At 61.2% G+C, this 20,964-nt stretch carries 22 protein-coding genes and 1 tRNA gene; 16 read left to right on the forward strand and 7 right to left on the reverse strand.

What is annotated here, in order from left to right:
* From AC16XC_RS01610 to AC16XC_RS01630, 5 genes are all read left to right on the forward strand, one after another.
* The coding region (locus AC16XC_RS01610) for a 2-oxo acid dehydrogenase subunit E2 (protein WP_484032884.1) at positions 1–1,142 on the forward strand (1,142 nt) is incomplete at its 5' end.
* A 28-nt stretch (positions 1,143–1,170) separates the two neighbouring features.
* Complete coding sequence (locus AC16XC_RS01615) at positions 1,171–1,563, forward strand: hypothetical protein (RefSeq protein WP_484032885.1); 393 nt, start codon at positions 1,171–1,173, stop codon at positions 1,561–1,563.
* A gap of 47 nt (positions 1,564–1,610) precedes the next feature.
* Entirely contained in the window at positions 1,611–1,949 is a 339-nt protein-coding gene (locus tag AC16XC_RS01620; RefSeq protein ID WP_484032929.1) for an acyl-CoA thioesterase, read from the forward strand.
* 5 nt (positions 1,950–1,954) lie between these two features.
* Positions 1,955–3,364, forward strand: coding sequence for a dihydrolipoyl dehydrogenase (gene lpdA / locus AC16XC_RS01625; protein WP_484032886.1), 1,410 nt, complete (start codon positions 1,955–1,957; stop codon positions 3,362–3,364).
* A gap of 24 nt (positions 3,365–3,388) precedes the next feature.
* A complete protein-coding gene (locus tag AC16XC_RS01630; protein WP_484032887.1) occupies positions 3,389–4,003 on the forward strand; it encodes a hypothetical protein in 615 nt (204 codons plus the stop codon).
* A gap of 90 nt (positions 4,004–4,093) precedes the next feature.
* On the opposite strand, the gene AC16XC_RS01635 is transcribed toward AC16XC_RS01630, so the two are convergent.
* From AC16XC_RS01635 to AC16XC_RS01645, 3 genes are all read right to left on the reverse strand, one after another.
* Positions 4,094–5,398, reverse strand: coding sequence for an MFS transporter (locus AC16XC_RS01635; protein ID WP_484032888.1), 1,305 nt, complete (start codon positions 5,396–5,398; stop codon positions 4,094–4,096).
* Between the two features lie 170 nt (positions 5,399–5,568).
* Positions 5,569–6,531 (reverse strand): acyltransferase family protein, encoded by a 963-nt coding sequence (locus AC16XC_RS01640; RefSeq protein WP_484032889.1) that lies wholly within the window; start codon positions 6,529–6,531, stop codon positions 5,569–5,571.
* A gap of 183 nt (positions 6,532–6,714) precedes the next feature.
* A tRNA-Ser gene (locus AC16XC_RS01645) sits at positions 6,715–6,804 on the reverse strand.
* Between the two features lie 122 nt (positions 6,805–6,926).
* On the opposite strand from AC16XC_RS01645, the gene AC16XC_RS01650 reads away from it, so the two are divergent.
* The 11 genes from AC16XC_RS01650 to mazG all read left to right on the forward strand — a co-directional run bounded on the left by AC16XC_RS01650 (position 6,927) and on the right by mazG (position 16,751).
* The gene (locus tag AC16XC_RS01650; protein WP_484032890.1) at positions 6,927–7,796 is read left to right on the forward strand and encodes a DUF8021 domain-containing protein; all 870 of its coding nucleotides are present in this window, start codon (positions 6,927–6,929) and stop codon (positions 7,794–7,796) included.
* Between the two features lie 11 nt (positions 7,797–7,807).
* The gene (locus AC16XC_RS01655) at positions 7,808–8,653 is read left to right on the forward strand and encodes a DUF8021 domain-containing protein (protein WP_484032891.1); all 846 of its coding nucleotides are present in this window, start codon (positions 7,808–7,810) and stop codon (positions 8,651–8,653) included.
* Between the two features lie 81 nt (positions 8,654–8,734).
* Positions 8,735–9,781 (forward strand): lytic murein transglycosylase, encoded by a 1,047-nt coding sequence (locus AC16XC_RS01660; RefSeq protein WP_484032892.1) that lies wholly within the window; start codon positions 8,735–8,737, stop codon positions 9,779–9,781.
* Positions 9,782–9,920: 139 nt separating this feature from the next.
* Positions 9,921–11,015 (forward strand): D-alanyl-D-alanine carboxypeptidase family protein, encoded by a 1,095-nt coding sequence (locus AC16XC_RS01665; protein WP_484032893.1) that lies wholly within the window; start codon positions 9,921–9,923, stop codon positions 11,013–11,015.
* Positions 11,012–11,665, forward strand: a complete 654-nt coding sequence (tmk, locus tag AC16XC_RS01670) for a dTMP kinase (protein ID WP_484032894.1) — start codon at positions 11,012–11,014, stop codon at positions 11,663–11,665. Before AC16XC_RS01665 ends, tmk begins: the two co-directional genes overlap by 4 nt.
* A complete protein-coding gene (locus AC16XC_RS01675; protein ID WP_484032895.1) occupies positions 11,662–12,624 on the forward strand; it encodes a DNA polymerase III subunit delta' in 963 nt (320 codons plus the stop codon). Before tmk ends, AC16XC_RS01675 begins: the two co-directional genes overlap by 4 nt.
* A gap of 35 nt (positions 12,625–12,659) precedes the next feature.
* A complete protein-coding gene (gene metG / locus AC16XC_RS01680; protein WP_484032896.1) occupies positions 12,660–14,234 on the forward strand; it encodes a methionine--tRNA ligase in 1,575 nt (524 codons plus the stop codon).
* Entirely contained in the window at positions 14,234–15,010 is a 777-nt protein-coding gene (locus tag AC16XC_RS01685; RefSeq protein ID WP_484032897.1) for a TatD family hydrolase, read from the forward strand. Before metG ends, AC16XC_RS01685 begins: the two co-directional genes overlap by 1 nt.
* On the forward strand, positions 15,007–15,774 hold the full coding sequence (locus AC16XC_RS01690; RefSeq protein ID WP_484032898.1) for an MBL fold metallo-hydrolase: 768 nt from the start codon (positions 15,007–15,009) through the stop codon (positions 15,772–15,774). Before AC16XC_RS01685 ends, AC16XC_RS01690 begins: the two co-directional genes overlap by 4 nt.
* The gene (locus tag AC16XC_RS01695) at positions 15,774–15,938 is read left to right on the forward strand and encodes a hypothetical protein (protein ID WP_484032899.1); all 165 of its coding nucleotides are present in this window, start codon (positions 15,774–15,776) and stop codon (positions 15,936–15,938) included. The genes AC16XC_RS01690 and AC16XC_RS01695 overlap by 1 nt, the downstream gene beginning before the upstream one ends.
* A gap of 72 nt (positions 15,939–16,010) precedes the next feature.
* Positions 16,011–16,751: a nucleoside triphosphate pyrophosphohydrolase gene (gene mazG / locus AC16XC_RS01700; RefSeq protein WP_484032900.1), complete on the forward strand. Its 741-nt coding sequence runs from the start codon at positions 16,011–16,013 to the stop codon at positions 16,749–16,751.
* On the opposite strand, the gene AC16XC_RS01705 is transcribed toward mazG, so the two are convergent.
* The 4 genes from AC16XC_RS01705 to ntrX form a co-directional block, all read right to left on the reverse strand.
* Positions 16,748–17,506 (reverse strand): Stf0 family sulfotransferase, encoded by a 759-nt coding sequence (locus tag AC16XC_RS01705; protein ID WP_484032901.1) that lies wholly within the window; start codon positions 17,504–17,506, stop codon positions 16,748–16,750. The two genes, mazG and AC16XC_RS01705, sit on opposite strands and share 4 nt — an antisense overlap.
* Positions 17,507–17,545: 39 nt before the next feature.
* Positions 17,546–18,868 (reverse strand): GTPase HflX, encoded by a 1,323-nt coding sequence (gene hflX, locus AC16XC_RS01710; protein WP_484032930.1) that lies wholly within the window; start codon positions 18,866–18,868, stop codon positions 17,546–17,548.
* Positions 18,865–19,413: an RNA chaperone Hfq gene (hfq, locus tag AC16XC_RS01715; RefSeq protein ID WP_484032902.1), complete on the reverse strand. Its 549-nt coding sequence runs from the start codon at positions 19,411–19,413 to the stop codon at positions 18,865–18,867. The genes hflX and hfq overlap by 4 nt, the downstream gene beginning before the upstream one ends.
* Before the next feature lie 166 nt (positions 19,414–19,579).
* Positions 19,580–20,962: a nitrogen assimilation response regulator NtrX gene (ntrX, locus tag AC16XC_RS01720; protein WP_484032903.1), complete on the reverse strand. Its 1,383-nt coding sequence runs from the start codon at positions 20,960–20,962 to the stop codon at positions 19,580–19,582.
* Between the last annotated feature and the right edge of the window lie 2 nt (positions 20,963–20,964).

Here is a 20,964-nt window from a genome sequence, read left to right on the forward strand (position 1 = left end):
TGGAATTCGAAGCGGTCGACGAGGGCGTGATCGCGCATATTGCGGTGGCCGAGGGGACCGAGAATGTCGCGGTCGGCACGGTCATCGCGACGCTGGCCGAAGAGGGCGAGGATCCGGGCGATGTGAAACCCGCAGGCGGTGGCGCCGAAGCGCCTGCGCTCGCTCCTGCCGCAAGGGAAGAAGCTCCGGCAGCCAAGGAACCGGCACCGGCTCCCGCGGTAACAAAGTCTGCGGCGCCTGCACCTGCTCCATCCGGCGAACGCATCATTGCCTCGCCGCTCGCCAAGCGAATTGCCGAGCAGAAGGGAATCGACCTGGCGGGCGTGAAAGGAAGCGGCCCCAATGGCCGGATCGTCAAGGCCGATGTGGAGGGAGTCCCCGCGCAGGCGGGGACCTCTGGCGGTGGAGCACGACCGATGGAGGCTCCTGCCTACGCAGGAACTCCCGGCGAAATTCCGCACGAGGTCGAGAAGCTTTCCGGCATGCGCAAGACGATCGCGCGCCGGCTTGCCGAGTCCAAGCAGCAGATCCCGCATATCTATCTCACCGTCGATGTCCGGCTCGACGCACTTTTGAAGCTGCGCAGCGAGCTTAACGACGCGCTCGAACCGGAAGGCATCAAGCTCTCGGTCAACGACATGCTGATCAAGGCCCTGGCCAAGGCGCTCCAGCGCGTGCCGGTATGCAATGTCCAGTTCGCCGGCGACACGCTCCTGAAGTTCCAGCGCGCCGACATCTCGGTTGCGGTGTCGATCCCCGGCGGGCTGATCACGCCGATCGTGGTCGATGCCGGGTCCAAGACGCTGTCGCAGATTTCGAACGAGATGAAGGATCTCGCGGCGCGCGCGCGCGACGGGAAACTCGCACCGCACGAATACCAGGGCGGCACGGCTTCGCTCAGCAATATGGGCATGTTCGGGATCAAGCAGTTCGATGCGGTGATCAATCCGCCGCAGGCAATGATCATGGCAATCGGAGCGGGCGAGAAGCGGCCTTTCGTGGTCGACGGCGCGCTCTCGGTCGCAACGGTGATGAGCGCCACCGGCAGTTTCGACCACCGCGCGATCGACGGGGCCGACGGAGCCCAGCTGATGCAGGCGTTCCAGCACCTGGTCGAACATCCGCTCTCGCTGGTCACCTGACATGTTTCGCTGCAGTTCCGTCATTGCCTTGGCGGTCGGCTTTGTTTCGCTCGCACTGGTCGCTCCGCTGCAAGCCCAATCGAGCGACCGCGTTCCGAGGATCGGTCTCGATGGGCCCGAACTCGATGCCTGTTCGAGCATCGGCAAGGTGTTCAACCTGTACGAGACCGGCAGGCCCTATCTGTCGGTCCGCAGTATCCCGGGCAACGGCTCGCGCGAGAAGGCGCGGCTCTATCCCGGTGTGCTGGTATGGATGTGCGAATCCGATGGCGACTGGCAGGGCATCGTGTTCGCCAGCGGCAATTACCAGGACCTGGGCGATTGTCGGTTGGGGACGCCAGTAGCGCAGCCGCAGGCCTATGACGGGCCTTGCCTGCATGGGTGGGTGCCCGGGCGTTATATCGATTTCGTGGCGGGGTGAGCTTGTCGGACGAAGAACCACGAGAGCCAGCTATCCGCGTTGCTGCCATGCCGCGCGATGCCAACCCCTATGGCGACATCTTCGGGGGCTGGCTGGTCAGCTTGATGGACAATGGCGCGGGTCTCGCCGCATCGCGCAGGGCCAAGGGCAGGGCGGTCACGGTTGCGATCGACGGGATGCAATTCCATGAGCCGGTCAAAATCGGTGACGAGGTTTCGGTGTATTGTGAGATCGAACGGGTCGGCCGCAGCAGCATGACCATCGCGGTCGAGGCATGGAGCCGCCCACGGCATGGCGAAGTAGAAATCAAGGTGACCGAAGCCAAATTCACCTTTGTGGCTATCGATGAGCAGGGCCGGCCGCGACCGGTCAATACGCGGGAGTAGTTGAAGTGGCTGAAGCCTATGACGTGATCGTGCTCGGTTCGGGACCCGGCGGCTATGTCGCCGCGATCCGCTGCGCGCAGCTGGGGCTCAAGACGGCGATTGTCGAACGCGAACTGCTCGGCGGAATCTGTCTCAACTGGGGCTGCATCCCGACCAAGGCGCTCCTGCGTTCGGCCGAGATCTATCACTACATGCAGCATGCCGGGAATTACGGCCTGACCGCCAAGGGGATCGAGGCCGATCTCGAAGCCGTGGTCAAGCGCTCGCGCGGGGTGGCCAAGCAGCTCAACCAGGGCGTCACGCACCTGATGAAGAAGAACAAGATTGCCGTCCATATGGGCGAGGGTACGCTGACCGGCCCGACCAGCCTCACGGTCAAAGGCGAGAAGGGCGAAGAAAAGCTCACCGCCAAGCACATCATCGTCGCGACCGGCGCGCGGGCGCGCGACCTGCCCTTCGCGCCGGCCGACGGCAAGCGCGTATGGACCTATCGCCATGCCATGACCCCGCCGGAAATGCCGTCAAAGCTGTTGGTGATTGGCTCGGGTGCGATCGGGATCGAATTCGCGAGCTTCTACAACGATATGGGCACCGAAGTGACGGTGGTCGAAATGCTCGACCGGATCGTCCCGGTCGAGGATGCAGACGTCTCCACCTTCCTCGAAAAATCGCTTACCAAGCAGGGCATGACGATCATGACCGGGGCTGGGGTTGAGGAACTCAAACTCGGTGCCAAGGGCGTCTCGGCGAAGATCAAGGGCAAGGACGGCAAGGTCACCTCGGGCGAATTCAGCCACTGCATCGTCGCCATCGGGATCGTCCCCAACACCGAAAATATCGGCCTCGAGAAGCTGGTCGAATTGGATCGCGGCTTCATCAAGATCGATCCCTATGGCCGCACCAAGACCAAGGGCTTGTGGGCGATCGGCGATTGCGTGCCCGGCCCGTGGCTGGCGCACAAAGCGAGCCACGAAGGCGTGATCGTGGCGGAAAGCATCGCGAAGGAATTGGGCAACAAGGAGGTCCACCCGCACCCGCTCGACCGCAACAACATTCCCGGATGCACCTATTGCCATCCGCAGATCGCCTCGGTCGGGATGACCGAGGCCAAGGCCAGGGAGGCCGGTTACGCGGTCAAGGTCGGGAACTTCCCCTTCATCGGTAATGGCAAGGCGATCGCGCTGGGCGAGGCCGAGGGCTTCGTGAAAACGGTGTTCGACGCCAAGACCGGAGAGCTACTCGGCGCGCATATGGTCGGCGCGGAAGTGACCGAGATGATCCAGGGCTATGTCGTCGGCAAGACGCTCGAAACCACCGAAGCCGAACTCATGAACTCGATCTTCCCGCATCCGACGATCAGCGAAGCGATGCACGAGAGCGTGCTCGGCGCCTATGGCCGGGCGCTGCATATTTAGGCACTGGAAGTTGGGAGGTGTGCAATGAAGAGCGACTTGAAGGTAGAGTTTCCCGCCCCCTGTAGCGAATCCTGGGAGGAAATGACGAATCAAGGTTGCAGTCGCCATTGCACGACATGCGACACTAACGTCCACGACTTGTCTCTACTGACGACGGACGAAACTGAACGCATGCTCGACAGCGGGGAAAAACTCTGCGTTAGGGCGGAAGTTGATCCAGAAGGAAGGATCAAGACTGCGGATGGCGCACACCCGAACGCTCGCATCTTGTTCGCATGCGCCGGTGCATCACTGTCGTTGCTGGCAGCTGCGTGTCAAACGACGCCAGGTGGTCAGATTGCCGACGGCCACAACATCTCCGGTGTTGCACCGCGTTATCCTTATGTGGTCCGAGCCGAAATAGTTTCCGAAAATGGCGAAAGCGCAGGCCTGCACATCGGGCAAGATCGGCGCTTCGACGTCCACAAACTGCGCCCAGGCACTTACAGATTGAGCTTTACCGACAGCTGCGGAGATGTCTTTGAGGTCAAAGGCGTTGTCGTGGCTGACGGCGACGTCGATTTGGGCCAACTACAATGGGAAGCGCAGTGCATTATTATCGGACAAATGAAACGCGCTGGAGTCAGGGCAAACATTTAGGCCAAATTTAACGCCAAGATTGGCCAACCATGGGCGCAATCTTGCTCGGCGCCTACGGCAGGTCGCTGCATATCTGAGGTGAACGCGGTCCTAGTCCAGCCTGGGCTGCGGCTCGCCGAAATGCTCCAGGTCCCCCGGCAGGGCCTTCCCGCCGATCCGCATCAACGCGAAGATGCCGCCGGAGAACACGGTCATCACGATCAGGATCGGCATCAGCATCGCCACCCCGCCATCGCCATAGGCCCAGGCGAAGATCGAAGCGCCGACCGGAACCGGCAGGTTGCCGAGCGAATTGTAGATCGTGAACTGGGTGGCGCCGACGCGCTTGTCCGACAGGCGCATCCTGAGGGGATTGCCGCTGATCGTGGTCAGCGTATCGGTCGCGTTCCAGTAGATAGTCAGGATCACGAACACATAGCCGATCATCGCGATCCCGGGCGAAAGCAGGTAGACGACCCCGATGATCCCGTATCCGGCAAAAGTGACGATGCAGGACAGCCGTGGTCCGAGCTGGCGGATCAGGGCCGCGCCGATCCACATGCAGGCGATCGAGGTGACCAGGCCGATTGTCGCGAACATGCCTGAATAGGCGCTGGTCGAATAGCCCGCCTGGGTGGTGGCGAAAACCGGCCAGAATGCGGTGAAGGCGCCGGCCACCGCGCGACCCAGCCCACTGGCTACCACCAGCAGGATGCTGTCGCGCTTGATCAGCGACCGGAATGTGACCTTGAAGATCTGGACCCAGTTAATACCGTGCTTCTCGAGCGCTTCAGGCGAAGCCTCGCCCTTCGACCATGGCAACATGCGTTCGCCCGGCCGTTCGCGCAGAACGATCGCGAGCAACAGGAAGAGCATATTGAGCGGCATGAACGCCAGGAAGGCGACAGTCGCACCGTATTCCTGCAGCAGAATGCCGCCGATTGCCGCACCGCCTGCGATACCCAGTGCCTGGCCACCAAACATGTAGGAACTGGCGGGACCCTGCTCGTCTTCGGGCAGGATATCGACCGCCAGGCCATCGACCGCCACATCCTGGACGGCACTGCCGGTGAATACGACAAGGCCAAGAACGGCGATAAGTACAGCGTCTTCCGGGGTCGGGCTGATTGCCGCAACCACGGCAAATCCAACCAGCATCAACGCTTGCGACAGGATCAGCCACGCCCGCCGACGCCCCATCGGGAGAAAGGTGTAGCGATCCATGATCGCGGCCGCGATGAATTTGAAGCTCCACGGCATGTAGGTCATGCCCACCACCCAGGCGACTTCATCCGCCGACCGACCATTGTCGGCCAGCCAGGCGGCAACAGCGGTCAGGAACAGCCCGATCGGCAGGCCCTGCGCGAGATAGAAAACGGTCATGCTGATGAAGCGGAGCCGCCTGCTTTCGCTCAATACGAGACGCGCTGATGCGCCGGGAGTTTGTGATGCCAAGTGCCGTTCTCCGACCGGGAATGCGAGCAAGCTGTTGAATTACATTCATAGGGGCATTCGAGGCCCGGACAATCATGAATACGGACTGGCGAGAGCGAATGCCCGGGCCGGGTGGTGCGCATCCTGGCCGGTCAGCGCGACCAGGCCATTCTCCTGGTGGTCGCGATCGCGGGTCTGGTGAACGCTACGCCGATCGCTGCGGCGATCGAAACGGCGAGTCCTGCCTCCATTCCGCCGCCCAGCTCCTTGACCAGAATCAGGACCGGATCATGGATCGCATAGAGCGGGAACGAGATCGCGCCGAAGAATGCGCCAAACCGCGCTTCGGTCGAAATCCCGGCCAGCATGATCAGCGGGCATAGCACCGCGACGAACAGCGCGCCGAACAGGAGCTGGTTGAGACCGCTTCCGATCACCAGCACGGCCGGAAGCAGGAAATAGAGCGCGAGCGGAGAAAAGCGGAGAAGGCGCCTGTCACGGACCATGCGGAACAGGACGATCCCGATCGCATAGGGGGCAAGGACCCTAAAAAAGCAGACAACGAAGGACCAGCCCCTTACTCCCCCGGGAAATTCGCCATGGTCACGCGAAAGCCAGACGGTCGTCGCCAGCGCAATGACCGCGATGGCCAGCAGCCCGGCATTCGAGCATCGTCGCAGTGACAAGGCGTGTGCGAAATTTGCGAACAGTTCGAAAAAGATCGACCAGGCCGGACCATTGAGCGGGTAAAGTGAAAGCCGATCGAGCGAAGGCAGGAACATCAGGCCCAGTGCCAGCAAGATCAGCGGCTGTTCTGTCGCCGGCCTGAACGAAACCACGAAGACGAACCCGATCACCGTGCCGATCGCGACCGTGCCCCACAAGCGCTTCCAGCGCATCTTGAGGAATTGGACGGCAGACAGCGCCTGGCCCATTCGCGCCTCGTAGGTCCGGGCCATGACATAGCCCGACAGCATGAAGAAGAAATCGACCGCCAGACCGCCCGCGAGCGGATAGCTGTCACCTAGGAAATGGCGCGTGGCATGATAGACGAGCACGACAAGGGCAGCCATGCCGCGCAGCGCATCCAGCCCGGTCAGTCGCCCCGTTTCCATCGGGTCCAGCTAGTCGAATTCAATTGAATTCATATTAACCTTACCGGTGAGGATGGAAGTCTACCAATTTCGGAACTTTGGCGGACAGGGTGGGATTGGCCTTCGGCCAGCTTCGCTTCCGAACCATGGGTTCGTCCACCGCACCGCGATCCACCATCGCTTCACGCCTGCGGCGTGCAACGATGGCGGACAGGGTGGGATTCGAACCCACGGTGGGCTTGCACCCACGGCGGTTTTCAAGACCGCTGCATTCAACCGCTCTGCCACCTGTCCGTTGCCGACCCGCTAGCGCGGGAAATCCGTTCTGTCACCTCGTGACAGGCGGGGCATATGCCGATAGCATCGATCCCGAACGCCACAGGCGTCGATCAAACCATTGGGAGAGGCAGATTATCGTGAAGCGACATCAACGGTTTCTTTTATCGAGCGCCATCGCCGCGGTTGCACTTGCCGCCGCCAGTCCGGCCGCGGCCCAGGGCGCCTGCACGCGCGAGCAACTGGCGGACATGGCGGGCGACTGGGTCAGGGCGCTCGAGGCGGGCAGCCCGTTCGAAATGCAGATGGGCGAATGGGTCGATTACCAGGAGAATTTCAAGCTTGGATCGATGTCCGCGCTGTTCACCAAGCCGCGCAAGGTCGACTGGAACCTGCAACTGCTCGATACGACTCAATGCATGGTCTTCATCGAAACGGTCATGACCGATCCCGAACACCCCTATGTCATGGCGACCCAGATCAATTCGGGCTGGGGCGGCGGCGTCGGCACGATCAAGAACATCACCACCGACAAGGATGACTGGCTGTTCGACGCCGATGCGACCTATCGCTATGCCAGCCAGGAAGACTGGTCGGTGATCCCGGAAGAGCGACGCAACACCCGCGAAGAACTGATCGCCGCCGCCAACGCCTATCTCGACCTGTTCAAGGACAAGAGCGTCGAAGTTCCATGGGGCACTCCCTGTGCGCGGCTTGAAGGCGGGATCTATACCGGGCGCAACCGGCCGGACGACAGCTGCAATGTCGGCGTTCCCGACAATGTCGACCTGGTGAACCGTCAATATGTGGTCGACGAGACGATCGGCGCGGTCGACGTGTTTCTTGAATTCGGCCAGAACAAACGGCCCGACAGTCACCTGTTCCGGATCGAAGACGGCAAGATCCGCTATATCCACACGGTAACCAATTGCCTCGAGGACGTTAATTGCGGTTTTCCGCCATTCGAGGAAATGTTGAGAGATAACCCGGACATGCAACCGGACTTGTGAGAGGAATGAACATGAAGCGCCTGCTTGCTTGCACGATCGGCGGCATTGCACTCGCCGCCACCGCCACTCCGGCTGCCGCCCAGGGCGCCTGTTCGAGGGAAGACCTTGCCGTGACAGCGGACAATTGGGTCCAGGCGGTTCGCGAGGGCAGTCCCTTCCCGATGGCGATGGGCGAGTGGGTCGATTACTGGGAGAATTTCAAGCTGGCCACGCTGACGGGGTTCTTTACGAAGCCGCGCGAAATCGACCGGTCGTTCCAGCTGCTCGATACGACCCAGTGCATGGCGTTCGTGGAAATCGTGGTCAACGATCCGGATGACCCGCTGGTGCTGGCTACCCAGTTGACCCATTTCGGCTTTAACGGCAGCGTGGGCAAGATCGACAATATCACCAACCGGCCGGGCGACTGGCTGTTCGATGCCGCCAAGACGCTGGAATATGCCGCGGCGGAAGACTGGTCGGTCATTCCCGAGGCCGAGCGCGATTCCCGCGAAACAATCATTGCCGCGGCCGATGCCTATCTCGACAAGTTCAAGGACAATTCGGTCGAAGTTCCGTGGGGCACGCCGTGCCGCAGGCTGGAAGGCGGGCTTTACACGGGCAAGGGCGAGGACACCGACAGCTGCGATGTCGGCATTCCCGAAGGGATCGACCTGGTCGAGCGGCGCTATGTGGTCGACGAGACGCTCGGGGCCGTGTCGGTGTTCCTGGAATTCGGTGGCGAAGACGGCTTGCCGGACAGTCACATGTTCAGGGTCAGGAACGGCAAGATCACCAATATTCATACCGTGACCAATTGCCAGGGAATCGAGCGCTGCGGTTTCCCGCCATTCGAAGGCCCGCCTCCGGGAGCATGACCTAATCGAAAACTGCGGATTTCTGCCATCGGCCCGCCGCAACAGGCTTGCGCGAGGCCTGGAATTCGACACACTGGCGCCATGCGTTTGAAGACCCGATTTTACGGTTTCGCCGCATTGGCCGCGTTGAGCGTGCCGATGTCCGGGGCCGCCGCACAGGATCCTGCGGCAGGTCCAATTGCCTACAGTTTCGACGAATATGTCGCGGTCCTTGCGGCGCGCGCGCGGGCAGAGGGCGTCAGCGAGGCCACCATAAGCCGTATGACCGCGGGGCTGACCCCGAACGAACGGGTGATCAGCCTCGATCGCGGGCAGCCCGGCACGCCGGCACCGGACATCGGGTTTCCGCTCCTTGCGCCCTATCTTCGCGACCATGTGGATCGGAACCGGATTTCCGGCGGTCAGCGCATGTACGAGAATACCAGGCCGATCACCCGGCAGATCGAATATGATTACGGAGTGCCCGGCCAGGTGCTGATCGCGATCTGGGGACACGAGACCAATTACGGCGGGTTCATGGGCGATTTCGATCTCGCGCGTTCCCTGGCGACGCTTGCCTGGGAAGGGCGCAGGCGCGACCTGTTCGAAACCGAATTCGTGGATTTGCTCAAGATCGCCGATCTCGGTTTTGCCCGATCGCAGTTGACCGGGAGCTGGGCCGGAGCTTTCGGCAATCCGCAATTCCTGCCGAGCGTCTATCTCAGACTCGCGATCGATGGCGATGGCGATGGCAAGGCCGACATCTGGAACAGCCGCGCGGATACGCTCTATTCGATTGCGCACTATTTCAAGGATGCGGGCTGGCGCAGCGGCCAGCCATGGGGGGTCGAGGCCCGGCTTCCCGCCGGTTTCGACACCGGGGCCTATGCGAGCAAGATCGTCTCGCCGGTCTGCCCGCGGGTGCACGAGCGCCACAGTGTGTGGAAGTCTGTCAGCGAATGGCGGGACCTCGGTGTGATTCCGCAAGGAATCATTGGCGAGGATGTCATGGCAAGCGTGTTCCAACCGGACGGACCGGGGACCCCAGCCTGGCTCCTGACCGGCAATTACCGCGTGATCCTGGAATATAATTGCTCGAACTATTACGCCATAAGCGTCGGCTTGCTGGCTGACGAAATCGTTCAGTAATCGCTGGAATTCCCGGCGGTACAGGGGCAGTGTCCTCCATGTCGGCAATTCTGGCAAGCATGGGGCGAATTCGCGCTTGAAGCACAAATCTGCAATAGCCTTGGCGCTGTACCTTGGAGCATTCCTTGCTTCGCGGACGGTGTTGGCCGCAAGTCCGGGCCCACCTGCCGCAAGCGAGGCCCCGGTCGCGCTGCTCGTCGATCTGGAGAGCGGCCAGCCGCTGCACTCGCGCGAGGCCGCAAGGCGCTTCGTTCCCGCATCGGTGACCAAGGTAATGACAGCCTACCTTGCATTCGAATTGATCGATCAAGGCAAGCTCGACGAGAATCAGAATGTCGTGGTGACCGAGGAAACCGCAAAGGAATGGTCGGGTAAGGGTTCGACCATGTTCCTGGAAGCAGGCGACCATGTCAGGGTTGCATTGCTGCTGCGCGGAATTGCCTCTGTTTCAGCTAATGATGGTTCTATCGCGCTCGCCATTGCCGGGGCGGGATCGGTCGAAAACTGGGTGGCGATGATGAACGCGACGGCGCGCAAGCTCGGCATGAATGACAGCCATTTCGGCACGCCGAATGGATGGCCGGATGAGGGCAATACTTTCGTCACCGCCGAAGACCTGGTGAAGCTCGCGGACGCCATGATCGAACGCCATCCGCAGCTTTACCGGCGCTATTTCGGCAAGCCGGGTTTCACCTACAACGGCATAACCCAGCCCAATCACGATCCGATCACCGGGGTTGTTCCCGGGGCGGACGGGATCAAGACCGGCTATACGCGTGAAGCCGGGTACACTTTTCTCGGCAGTGCCGAACGTGGCGGCAGGCGGCTCGCCATGGTTTTGGCGGGGGTCGAGGGCGATCGATTGCGCGCGCGCCTTGCGCGCGACTATCTCGAATGGGGATTCGGGAATTTCGAAGTCCGGAGGCTGTTCCAGGCAGACGAGATCGTGACCTCCGCAAAAGTCCAGAACGGCAATTATCGGCACATCGGATTGGTCGCGCCCGGCGGAGTGTCGGTGACTTTTCCAAAAGGGGTCGATCCAAGAATCGATTTGAAGGTACGATATCGAGGACCGATCGTCGCGCCGTTCACAAGCTCGGATACGATCGCAGAGCTCGAAATTGCGGTCGAAGGGATGGAGCCATATCGAATTCCGCTCAAGCCGGAGACCGATGTGGAGGTCGCCAATCCGCTGCAGAGGGTTGTCAACGGCGTGCTTGGCATTTTCGGATGAAGCGGGGCAGGTTCATTACGCTCGAGGGCGGGGAAGGGGCGGGAAAATCGACCCAGGCCAGGCTTCTCGAAGCCGCCTTGAATGTTCGCGGCATACCAACGCTCCTGACCCGGGAACCCGGAGGAACGCCGGGCGGCGAAGCAATCCGGCAATTGTTGCTCCAACCCCCAGGTGAAGTTGCGCATGCGGGTGGCTGGAATGCCCGGACCGAAGCGCTGTTGTTTGCGGCGGCACGGGCGGATCACGTTGCGAAACTCATCGATCCCGCGTTGAACGAAGGGAAATGGGTCATCTGCGACCGGTTCATCGACTCAACCCGGGCTTATCAGGGCGGGGGAGGCGGATTGTCCGATGCGGAAATACTTTCGCTCCACGAAGTCGGCAGTCAGGGGCTGTTGCCTGACCTCACCCTGCTGCTCGATATTCCTCCGGATGTTGCCGATTCGCGTGTCAATGCGAGGGACGGGGGAGGCAGCGACGCCATCGGAAGCCGCGGTCAGGATTATCACGCGAAGGTTGCAAGCGCCTTCCGCCAACTCGCCAAGTCCGAACCTGCCCGGTTTGTGACCATCGATGGCAATGCCGGGCCCGATGCAATCCATGCCCGGATCATGGCGGCGGTCGAGCCGCTGCTGGAATCTCGAGCATGACCGGCCCCTTCCATTCGGGACACGACCGGGCATTTCGCGAGTGGCGCGCCGCATTGTCGGGGCCGCGATTGCACCATGGTTGGCTGCTGGCCGGGAGGCGCGGCCTGGGCAAGGTTGCATTCGCTCTTTCGGCGGCTCGCGAACTGGTGGCGGTGGAGGGAACTCACCAACCGAAGGACCATCCGGACATCCTGCTTCTCACGCATCTTCCGAAGGACGAAAAGGAGGAAAGAAAACGCAACGAAGGGAAACCCTTCGAGTTGAAGCGAAACATCACAGTCGGCCAGATCCGCGAAATGCAGCAGCGGCTCACAACCCGGCCGACCCTGGGCCCCCGCCGCGCAATTGTCATTCCTGCTGCCGACGACCTTGAAAAGAACGCCGCAAACGCGCTCCTGAAAAGCCTGGAGGAGCCACCGGCCGGGACCTTCTTCCTGCTCGTGACCCACAGGCCCGGCCGATTGCTGCCGACAATCCGGTCGCGCTGTCGCCTGCTGGGCTTTTCCAGGGCCACCGATGAGGAGGTCGGCCAATACCTTGAAACGACGGCTCCGAAGGCAAGTCCGGACATCCGAAGCCTGGCTGTCCGGGCAGCCGAAGGCTCACCCGGCGTGGCGCTGGAATTCGTCGAGCAGGATCTCGCTCCGCTTCATCGGCTGATGCTCGAAATCCTCGGCAAGGGAGACGCCGGCTTCGCCTTGCGCGGGGCGCTGGCGGACGCGATCGGACAGCGACCGACGCGTGAGCGGCAATTGGCCGCGATCGAGTTGGCCCGCTCGGTCGTAGGTCGGGAAATGCGAGTGGCGGCAAAACGCCGGCTTCCCGGAATCATCCACGCCCACAGCGAACTCAACCGGCTTTCCGCGCAGGCGCCGACATATAATTTCGACGCGGGATTGCTGGTCATGGAAATCGGCACCTTGCTCGCCTCGGCGGCTGCCCCTAGGGAAATGGCCTGAACTCGATTCCAGCCCTAGAAAGGCCACGGACCGGCATGGCCGATCCCTATTACATCACCACCGCCATTTCCTATCCGAATGGCCCGCCGCATATCGGCCATGCCTATGAGGCGATCGCGGCCGATGTGATCGCGCGCTATCATCGTCTTGCCGGGCGCGACGTCCGGTTCCAGACCGGCACCGACGAGCACGGCCTCAAGATGGCGCAGAAGGCGCGGGACCTGGGGAAGGAGCCGCGCGAACTGGCGGATGAAATGTCCGCCCTGTTCCACTCCATGTGCGACAGGCTGAACGTGTCCTACGATCGCTTCATCCGCACCGTCGAGCCCGAGCATCACCTGGCCAGCCAGGCGATCTGGCGAGCCATGGAGGCGAATGGCGATCTCTATCTCGATCGCTACGAAGGATGGTATTCGGTTCGCGATGAAGCCTATTACGACGAAAGCGAGCTGGTCGACGAACCAGGTGACGGGGGTGCGGGGGAAAGGCTCTCACCACAGGGAACGCCCGTCGAATGGACAGTAGAGGAGAGCTGGTTCTTCAAGCTCTCGCAATACCAGGAGCCGCTGCTCAAGCTTTATCGCGAGCATCCGGAATTCATCCAGCCCGAAAGCCGCCGCAATGAAGTGATGCGCTTTGTCGAAGGCGGTTTGCGCGACCTGTCGGTCTCGCGGACCAGTTTCGACTGGGGCGTCAAGGTTCCGGGTCATGCGGACCATGTGATGTATGTCTGGGTCGATGCGCTGACCAATTACCTTACCGGCCTGGGATATCCCGAAGAGACGCCCGACATGGAGCGCTATTGGCCGGCCGACCTGCACCTGATCGGCAAGGATATCGTTCGGTTTCATGCGGTCTATTGGCCGGCCTTCCTGATGAGCGCAGGAATTGCCGTGCCGAAGCAGGTGTTTGGTCACGGTTTCCTGCTCAACAAGGGCGAAAAGGAATCGAAATCGCTCGGCAATGTGACCGATCCTGTGGCGTTGGCCGAAACCTACGGTGTCGATGTGCTGCGCTATTACCTGCTGCGCGAGGTCAGCTTCGGGCAGGACGGCAGCTGGTCGGTGGAAGGCCTGGTCACGCGGGCGAACGGCGAGCTGGGCAACGCTTTCGGCAACCTTGTCCAGCGTGTGCTGGGTTTCATCGCCAAGAACGTCGAAGGCGGGCACATTCCGGGCATTTACGGCCACAACGCGGCAGATACCGCCCTGTTCGAGACAATCGGAAGGGCGGTCAGCCACGAGATTCCCGCCGCGTTCGAATCGCTCGCGCTGCATCAGGCGGTCGACCATTGGCTGCAGGCCGTGTTCGCCTGCAATGCCTATATCGACGAGCAGGCGCCATGGGCCCTGCGCAAGACCGATCCCGAACGCATGAACACGGTTCTGGCGACGCTGGTCATCTGCATCGCGCAACTGGCGGTGGCAATTTCCCCGGTGATCCCGTCCAGCGCGGAAAAGGTGCTCGACATGATCGGGGTTCCGCCCGGTAACCGGACTTACAAGGGCATCGGGGAGCACTGGTATTCGCCGCTCGTCGAGCAACACCGCACGATCGCTCCGCCGGTTCCGTTGTTTCCCCGGCTTGAGCCGCCCGAGGCCGCCGCCTGATGCTGGTCGATAGCCATTGTCATCTTGAATACAAGGGCCTGGTGGAAGACCAGCAGGGGGTGCTATCCCGTGCCAGGGAAGCCGGAATTGGCGGATTTCTCAATATTTCCACCAGGCGAAACGAATGGGATCGGGTCGTCGGCACTGCCGAGCGCGAAGCGGATGTCTGGGCAAGTGTCGGGATCCATCCGCATGAGGCCGATGCGCATGCCGACCTCGGCGCGGCCGCGCTGCTCGAGGCGAGCGAACATCCCAGGGTCATCGGGATCGGCGAGACTGGGCTCGACTATTATTACGACCATTCCGATCGCGAGACGCAAAAGGCGCTGTTCCGTATGCATATTGGGGTCGCGCGCGAAACCGGCCTGCCGCTCATCATCCATACCCGCGATGCGGAACAGGATACGCTGGCCATTCTCGAAGAGGAGACGGGGAAGGGCGCCTTCCCGGCCTTGATCCATTGCTTCACAGCTTCTGCCGATTTCGCGAAACAGGTCCTGCAATTGGGCCTTTCGATCTCGCTTTCGGGCATCGTGACTTTCAAGAACGCGAAGGAACTGCAGGAAATTGCGGCAGAATTGCCGGCGGAACGCATACTGGTCGAAACCGACAGCCCGTTCCTGGCGCCGGTTCCGCATCGCGGGCAGACTTGTGAGCCTGCGTTTACAGCCGATACGGCGCGGTTTGTGGCCGAATTGCGCGGAGAAAGCTTCGCAGCATTTGCAGAGAACACCACCAGGAATTTCTTCGGACTCTTTAGCAAGGCCGCCGCGTGAAAGTCCTGATCCTGGGTTCGGGCACATCGACCGGTGTACCCCGAGTGGGTTGGGATTGGGGAGCTTGCGACCCGAACGAGCCGAAAAACCGCCGGACCCGTGTCTCGATCATGGTTGAAAACGATGCCGGATCGCGGCTTCTGGTCGATACGTCGACCGATTTGAGGCAACAGCTGCTGGATAACCGGATCGATCGGATCGATGGCGTGTTCTGGACACATGACCACGCCGATCATTGCCACGGGATCGACGATTTGCGGGTGTTGCGCTATGGCCGTTCGGCGCCATTGCCGGGATTTGCCTCGGTTGAGGCTGCACAAAGGCTACGCAAGCGCTTCGATTACGTCTTTTCGGGACAGTTTGGTTATCCGACCATTGTCGACCTGGAAGTTCTCAACGGCAAATCCATGCATGCGGGCTTTGGCTTCGGCTGGGTCCAGATGCCGCACGGGCCGAGCGAGACGACCGGGTTCCGCTTTGATGCAGACGGTAAATCAATTGCTTATGCGACTGACTTCAGCTCTGTTACGAAGGCCATGATCGAGCTTTTCAAAGGTGTCGATATCCTGGTTAGCGATTGCCTGCGGCGAGAGCCGCACCCGACGCATGCCAATCTCGATCTGGCGCTCGAACTTGGTGCTCAATGCGACGCAGGGAGGATAATTCTGACGCATCTCGACAAGAGCATGGACTACGCATCCTTGCAGTCCGAGGTGCCGGATAATGTGCTGGTCGGTTTCGACGGCCTTGAGGTCTTTGCCTGATGAGTGGCGATTGGATTTCGATTGTAGCCTTGCTCGGTTGGCTGGTCCTGGCCGGCAGCGCCTTGGCTGCGTATCGATTGAGCTGGAAGAAGGGAATTCTCATGGCGTTGATCTGGGCCGCGATTTTCGCTGGAGTGACCGGCTTCATCTCGCTGGTTACCTAGAACGGCAAGCCCAAGCCATTTTGAATTTAACATAATATATATTATCATTCTATATGCAAACCAAATCGAACCATGCCTGAATCCCTCGCCCGCCTGCTCCGGATCATGGCGCGCCTGCGCGACCCTGAGCGAGGCTGCGAATGGGACGTCGCGCAAAGCTTCGAAACGATAGCACCCTACACGATCGAGGAAGCCTACGAGGTCGCCGACGCTATCGAGCGGAAAGAGATGGCCGAGCTCAAGCATGAGCTGGGAGACCTGCTCTTCCAGGTCGTGTTTCATGCAAGAATGGCCGAGGAAGCCGGCTTTTTCGATTTCCACGATGTCGCGCAGGTGATTGCGGACAAGATGGAATCCCGCCATCCTCATGTATTCGCTGGCGAAAATTCACCCGGATGGGAAGAGCTCAAGGCGGAGGAAAGGAGGGAGGGCGGAGCCGCCAGCGCCATGGATGGTGTGGCCAAGGCCCTTCCCGCGTTACTGAGAGCCGAAAAGCTCCAGAAGCGGGCGCGGAGGCTGGGTTTCGACTGGCCCGACCTCGATGGCCCCAAAGCGAAGCTGGTCGAAGAAATCGAGGAGCTGACTCTCGCACAACCCGATAAGAAGCTCGAAGAAGCGGGCGACCTGCTGTTTGCCGCGGTAAACCTCGTACGCGCGCATGGCATCGCTCCTGAAAGCGCCCTGCGCGAGGCCAACAATAAGTTCGAAAGGCGCTTCAGGCAGATGGAGGCGCTGGCGGAAGGCAATTTCGCCGATCTGAGCCTCGAACAGCAGGAAGAGCTCTGGCAGCAGGTCAAGGCGCAGGAGCGCTAAGTCGGGGGCCGCGCTGCGGCCCATTTGCGCGCGCCAAGTTGCGACTGCTTTCGAATCTCGGGCACCTCGATTGCGGCCGCTGGATCGATTTCCACACCTAGATAGCTTGCTACCCGGCCGACCGCGCCGGACGGATCTTCGAGCACGTCTTCGAACCACAAGACCAGCGGATCAAGCTTTAGATCGGCATGCATAGCCTGCCAGGCGGCTTCCTGCTGCTCGATCAATTTCGTCGCATTCCGCAGCGCTACCTCCGAATATTCGGGCTCCGGCCGATCGTCCCGCTCCTGCTCCTGGCGCCAGATGCCCGACAGGATCGCGCGGGCATAGGAAATCGCATGGGCATTGCGATCCCTGCGCTTCAATTGGACAACCTTGGAGGGACTCCCCTTTCCCAGCAGCAACCGCATCACTTCGCCGACAAGCCGAGGATTGCCCTGACCCAGCGCTTCCATCTGCATCGGGAACGCCTTGAGCCCGAATACACCGTTGGGAGACGTGCGCGTGGCAAGCACCGAGTGCCAGATTTCAGATTGCCGCGCGGGAAAATCATGCGCTTCGCCATAGGGGCTGGCAGGTTCGAAATTGCAGTATTCGAGCGGCGCACCCAGGCAACCGGTCGACCACAGGAGATGACTGAAATAGGTGCTGCCGCTGCGGGGGACCGAAGCGAGCAGAAATGGGAGCCTCGGCGGCCCTTCCCATGGCGGGAAATCGAAATGCGCCTCGTAGCCGGTCACGATCCCTTCGATCATTCGCCGAACATCGTAAAGCGACACTTCCGGGTCAAGCGTTCACAGGCTCGAATAGCGCCCGAATTCCTTGGGGGTGAGCTTGACCTTGATCAGCAGGCCGGGAGCTCCGTCGCCGGTTGCCTTCTCGCTTTCGTCGAGCACTTCGCCATGCGCATGCAGCCAGGCGATCCGCTGTCCGTCGCTGGCCGGCACGACGAATTCGTAAACCCGCGCATTTCCGGTCAGCAGGTCGCCCAGCATTCGCAGCAATTCATCCAGTCCAAGGCCGGTTGCCGCCGAGATCGGCACGACCAGGGCTTCGTTGGAGGCCAGGTCGGCAAGTTCCTCCTTGCGCTCCGGAGCGAGCAAGTCCCACTTGTTCCACGCTTCGATCATCGGAATCCGGCTTTCCCCGCCCTCGCCATCAAGGATCCCGAGATCCTTCAATATCTCCAGCACCTGCGCCTTCTGGTTGGCCGACGAGGGGTTGGCCATGTCGCGGACATGGACGATGACATCGGCGGCCGTCACTTCTTCGAGCGTCGCCCTGAATGCGGCAATTAGTTGCGTTGGCAGGTCGGAGATAAATCCCACCGTGTCCGACAGGATCGCCTTCTCCACTCCGGGAAGCTCGATCGCACGCATGGTGGGATCGAGAGTCGCAAACAACAGGTCTTCCGCCATCACATCCGCCCCGGTCAGGCGATTGAACAGCGTCGACTTCCCGGCATTGGTATAGCCAACCAGCGCGATCACCGGCCAGGGCGCCCTGCCCCTGCGTTCGCGATGGAGCGACCTCGTCTTGCGCACCTGGTCGAGCTCCTTGCGCAGCCGGCCCATGCGCGCGCGGATCATCCGGCGGTCGGCCTCGATCTGGGTTTCGCCCGGGCCGCCGAGGAATCCGAAACCGCCGCGCTGCCGTTCAAGGTGGGTCCAACTCCTGACCAGGCGGCTTTGCTGGTAATCGAGATGTGCCAGTTCGACCTGCAGCCGGCCTTCTGCGGTGGCCGCCCGCTCGCCGAATATTTCGAGGATCAGTCCGGTCCGGTCGATCACCTTGCGCTTGAGCTTTTCCTCGAGATTGCGCTGCTGGATCGCCGATAATGCCCCGTCGACGATGACGAGTTCGGCATCTTCGCGATTGCAGGCTGTCTCGATCTTATCGATCTGGCCGGCGCCGAACAGGGTTCCCGGGCGAACGTCGCGAATGGGCACGACAAAGCCGTCCGCAACCACGATCCCGATCGCATTGGCCAGTCCCTTGGCTTCCTCAAGCCTGGCCTGTGCGTCCTCTCCGGTTCTCTGGCCGCGAATGTCCGGGCAAACGATTACCGCGCGTGCACCGCGGGTAACCTCGCCTTCGGCTTCATCCAGGAAATTCAGTCGTCCTCGCCTTCCCCGTCCCAGTCGCCCGACAGGTCGACCGGTCCGGCCGGCTGGATCGTCGAAACGGCATGCTTGTAGGCGAGCTGGACGAAGCCTTCGCGCTCAAGCAGCATGCAAAACAGGTCATAAGCCGCGATCCGGCCCTGCAGCATCACTCCGTTGACCAGGAACATCGTCACGCTGACGCCCGCTTCGCGCACGCTGCCGAGGAAGACATCCTGCAACAGGCGCTGCTTCCTGCTGCCTTCGCTGCTGGCGAACAGCCCGGTATCGACAGGCGTGCTGGGCATGATGGTCGAGATTGCATGCTTGTAAACCAGCTGCGATTGCCCGTCCCGCCGCAACAGGATCGAAAAATTGTCGAACCAGGTCACGATGCCCTGCAGCTTAACCCCCTTGACGAGAAACATCGTCACCGAGGTCTTGTTCTTGCGCAGGTGGTTGAGGAATGCATCCTGCAGGCTTTGACCCTTGGTACCGGCGGCGACCACTTCGGGTTCCGCTGCAGGCTTCGGGCGTGCCGACAATGTCTTTCCGGTCATGTTCCTGACTCCTGTTGTTGGCGGACGCATGGTGCACCCGCAATCTGGTTGCCCTCCCCTGCACTTGGCGTGAATCGGGAGTACAACCGGTTAGAAGCTCAACAATATGTCCAGTTTCTCCGTCACGGCAATGTTTTTGTGCACCTGCGAAGAAGAATGTCGCATTTCAGCTTTCGCCGTCGCCCTTGCGATCGCCCATCCCGAGCAGCTTGAGCTTGCGATGCAGGGCAGATCGTTCCATGCCGATGAACCCTGCTGTCTTCGAGATATTGCCCGAAAAGCGCCGAATCTGGATCCGCAGATATTCGCGTTCGAAGCATTCGCGGGCTTCGCGCAGCGGAACTCCCATGAGCGCGGTAATTCCGGAATCGCCCCCGATATTTCCGCCCGAAAGTTCGGGGGGAAGCATGTCCGGATCGATCTGGCCAAGGTCTTCGCGTGGCGTCAGGATAACGGTGCGCTCGATCACGTTGCGCAATTGCCTTACATTTCCCGGCCAGTCATAGGCCTGCAAGGCGGCCATGGCCTCGGGCGTGATATTCGGTGGCCTGATCCCTTGCTCCGCCGAGTAGCGGGTGAAGAAATGCTCGGCGAGCGCGGGGATATCCTCCCGCCGTTCCGACAGGGACGGAATTTTCACCGGGACGACATTGAGCCGGTAAAACAGGTCTTCGCGGAAGCGCTTTTCGGCGATTTCCCGTTCCAGGTCGCGCGAGGTCGATGAGACCACGCGTACATCGACGCCGATCTGGCGATTGCCGCCAACTCTCACGAAGCTTTGCTCGGTCAGGACCCGCAAGATCCGGGCCTGGGTGCTTTCGGGCATGTCCGCGATTTCGTCGAGATAGAGCGTGCCGCCATCCGCCAGTTCGAGCAGGCCGGCTCGCACCAATTGCCCGTTCGCCTCTTCGCCGAACAATTCCTGTTCGAAGCGCTCGGGAGTTATGCGTGCCGAATTGACGATAACGAAGGCCTTGTCGGCCCGCTGGCTCCAGCTGTGCAGCAGCCGCGCCGCCACTTCCTTCCCGGCGCCCGCCGGCCCGTTGATCATCACCCGGCTGCCGGTGTTGGCTACCCGCTTGAGCGTTGCGCGCACCTGGTTGATCGCGGAACTGTTGCCGGTAAATTCGTCATTGCTCACCAACCCTTCGCGCAAGCGCGCATTCTCGCGCCTGAGGCGCTCGGTTTCGGTTGCCCGGCTGACGAGGTGAAGCAGCCGCTCGGCTTCGAACGGTTTCTCGATGAAATCCATCGCCCCGCGGCTCACCGCGGAAACCGCTGTGTCGATATTGCCGTGCCCGGAGAAGATGATGACCGGCAGTTCCGGCTCGCGCAGCTTGATCGCGTCGAGCACTTCGAGTCCGTCCATATCGCTGCCGTGGAGCCAGACGTCGAGCAGGACCAGGCTGGGGCGCTTCTCGTCGATCGCCGCCAGGGCGGAGGTGCTGTCGGCAGAAGTGCGGCATTCATATCCTTCGTCGCTCAACACCCCGGCAACGAGTTCACGAATATCCCGTTCGTCATCCACGACAAGGATGTCGAGAGCCATCA

Source organism: Candidatus Andeanibacterium sp., from assembly GCF_057143545.1.

What these genes read in the sequence shown, in the direction of transcription:
- AC16XC_RS01660 (WP_484032892.1), top strand. Translation starts at nt 8,735, where the DNA reads ATGCGTTTGAAGACCCGATTTTACGGTTTCGCCGCATTGGCCGCGTTG.
- AC16XC_RS01640 (WP_484032889.1), bottom strand. Translation starts at nt 6,531, where the DNA reads ATGGAAACGGGGCGACTGACCGGGCTGGATGCGCTGCGCGGCATGGCT.
- AC16XC_RS01655 (WP_484032891.1), top strand. Translation starts at nt 7,808, where the DNA reads ATGAAGCGCCTGCTTGCTTGCACGATCGGCGGCATTGCACTCGCCGCC.
- AC16XC_RS01695 (WP_484032899.1), top strand. Translation starts at nt 15,774, where the DNA reads ATGAGTGGCGATTGGATTTCGATTGTAGCCTTGCTCGGTTGGCTGGTC.
- metG (WP_484032896.1), top strand. Translation starts at nt 12,660, where the DNA reads ATGGCCGATCCCTATTACATCACCACCGCCATTTCCTATCCGAATGGC.
- hfq (WP_484032902.1), bottom strand. Translation starts at nt 19,413, where the DNA reads ATGACCGGAAAGACATTGTCGGCACGCCCGAAGCCTGCAGCGGAACCC.
- ntrX (WP_484032903.1), bottom strand. Translation starts at nt 20,962, where the DNA reads ATGGCTCTCGACATCCTTGTCGTGGATGACGAACGGGATATTCGTGAA.
- AC16XC_RS01705 (WP_484032901.1), bottom strand. Translation starts at nt 17,506, where the DNA reads ATGATCGAAGGGATCGTGACCGGCTACGAGGCGCATTTCGATTTCCCG.
- mazG (WP_484032900.1), top strand. Translation starts at nt 16,011, where the DNA reads ATGCCTGAATCCCTCGCCCGCCTGCTCCGGATCATGGCGCGCCTGCGC.
- AC16XC_RS01630 (WP_484032887.1), top strand. Translation starts at nt 3,389, where the DNA reads ATGAAGAGCGACTTGAAGGTAGAGTTTCCCGCCCCCTGTAGCGAATCC.
- AC16XC_RS01620 (WP_484032929.1), top strand. Translation starts at nt 1,611, where the DNA reads ATGCCGCGCGATGCCAACCCCTATGGCGACATCTTCGGGGGCTGGCTG.
- AC16XC_RS01685 (WP_484032897.1), top strand. Translation starts at nt 14,234, where the DNA reads ATGCTGGTCGATAGCCATTGTCATCTTGAATACAAGGGCCTGGTGGAA.
- AC16XC_RS01675 (WP_484032895.1), top strand. Translation starts at nt 11,662, where the DNA reads ATGACCGGCCCCTTCCATTCGGGACACGACCGGGCATTTCGCGAGTGG.
- tmk (WP_484032894.1), top strand. Translation starts at nt 11,012, where the DNA reads ATGAAGCGGGGCAGGTTCATTACGCTCGAGGGCGGGGAAGGGGCGGGA.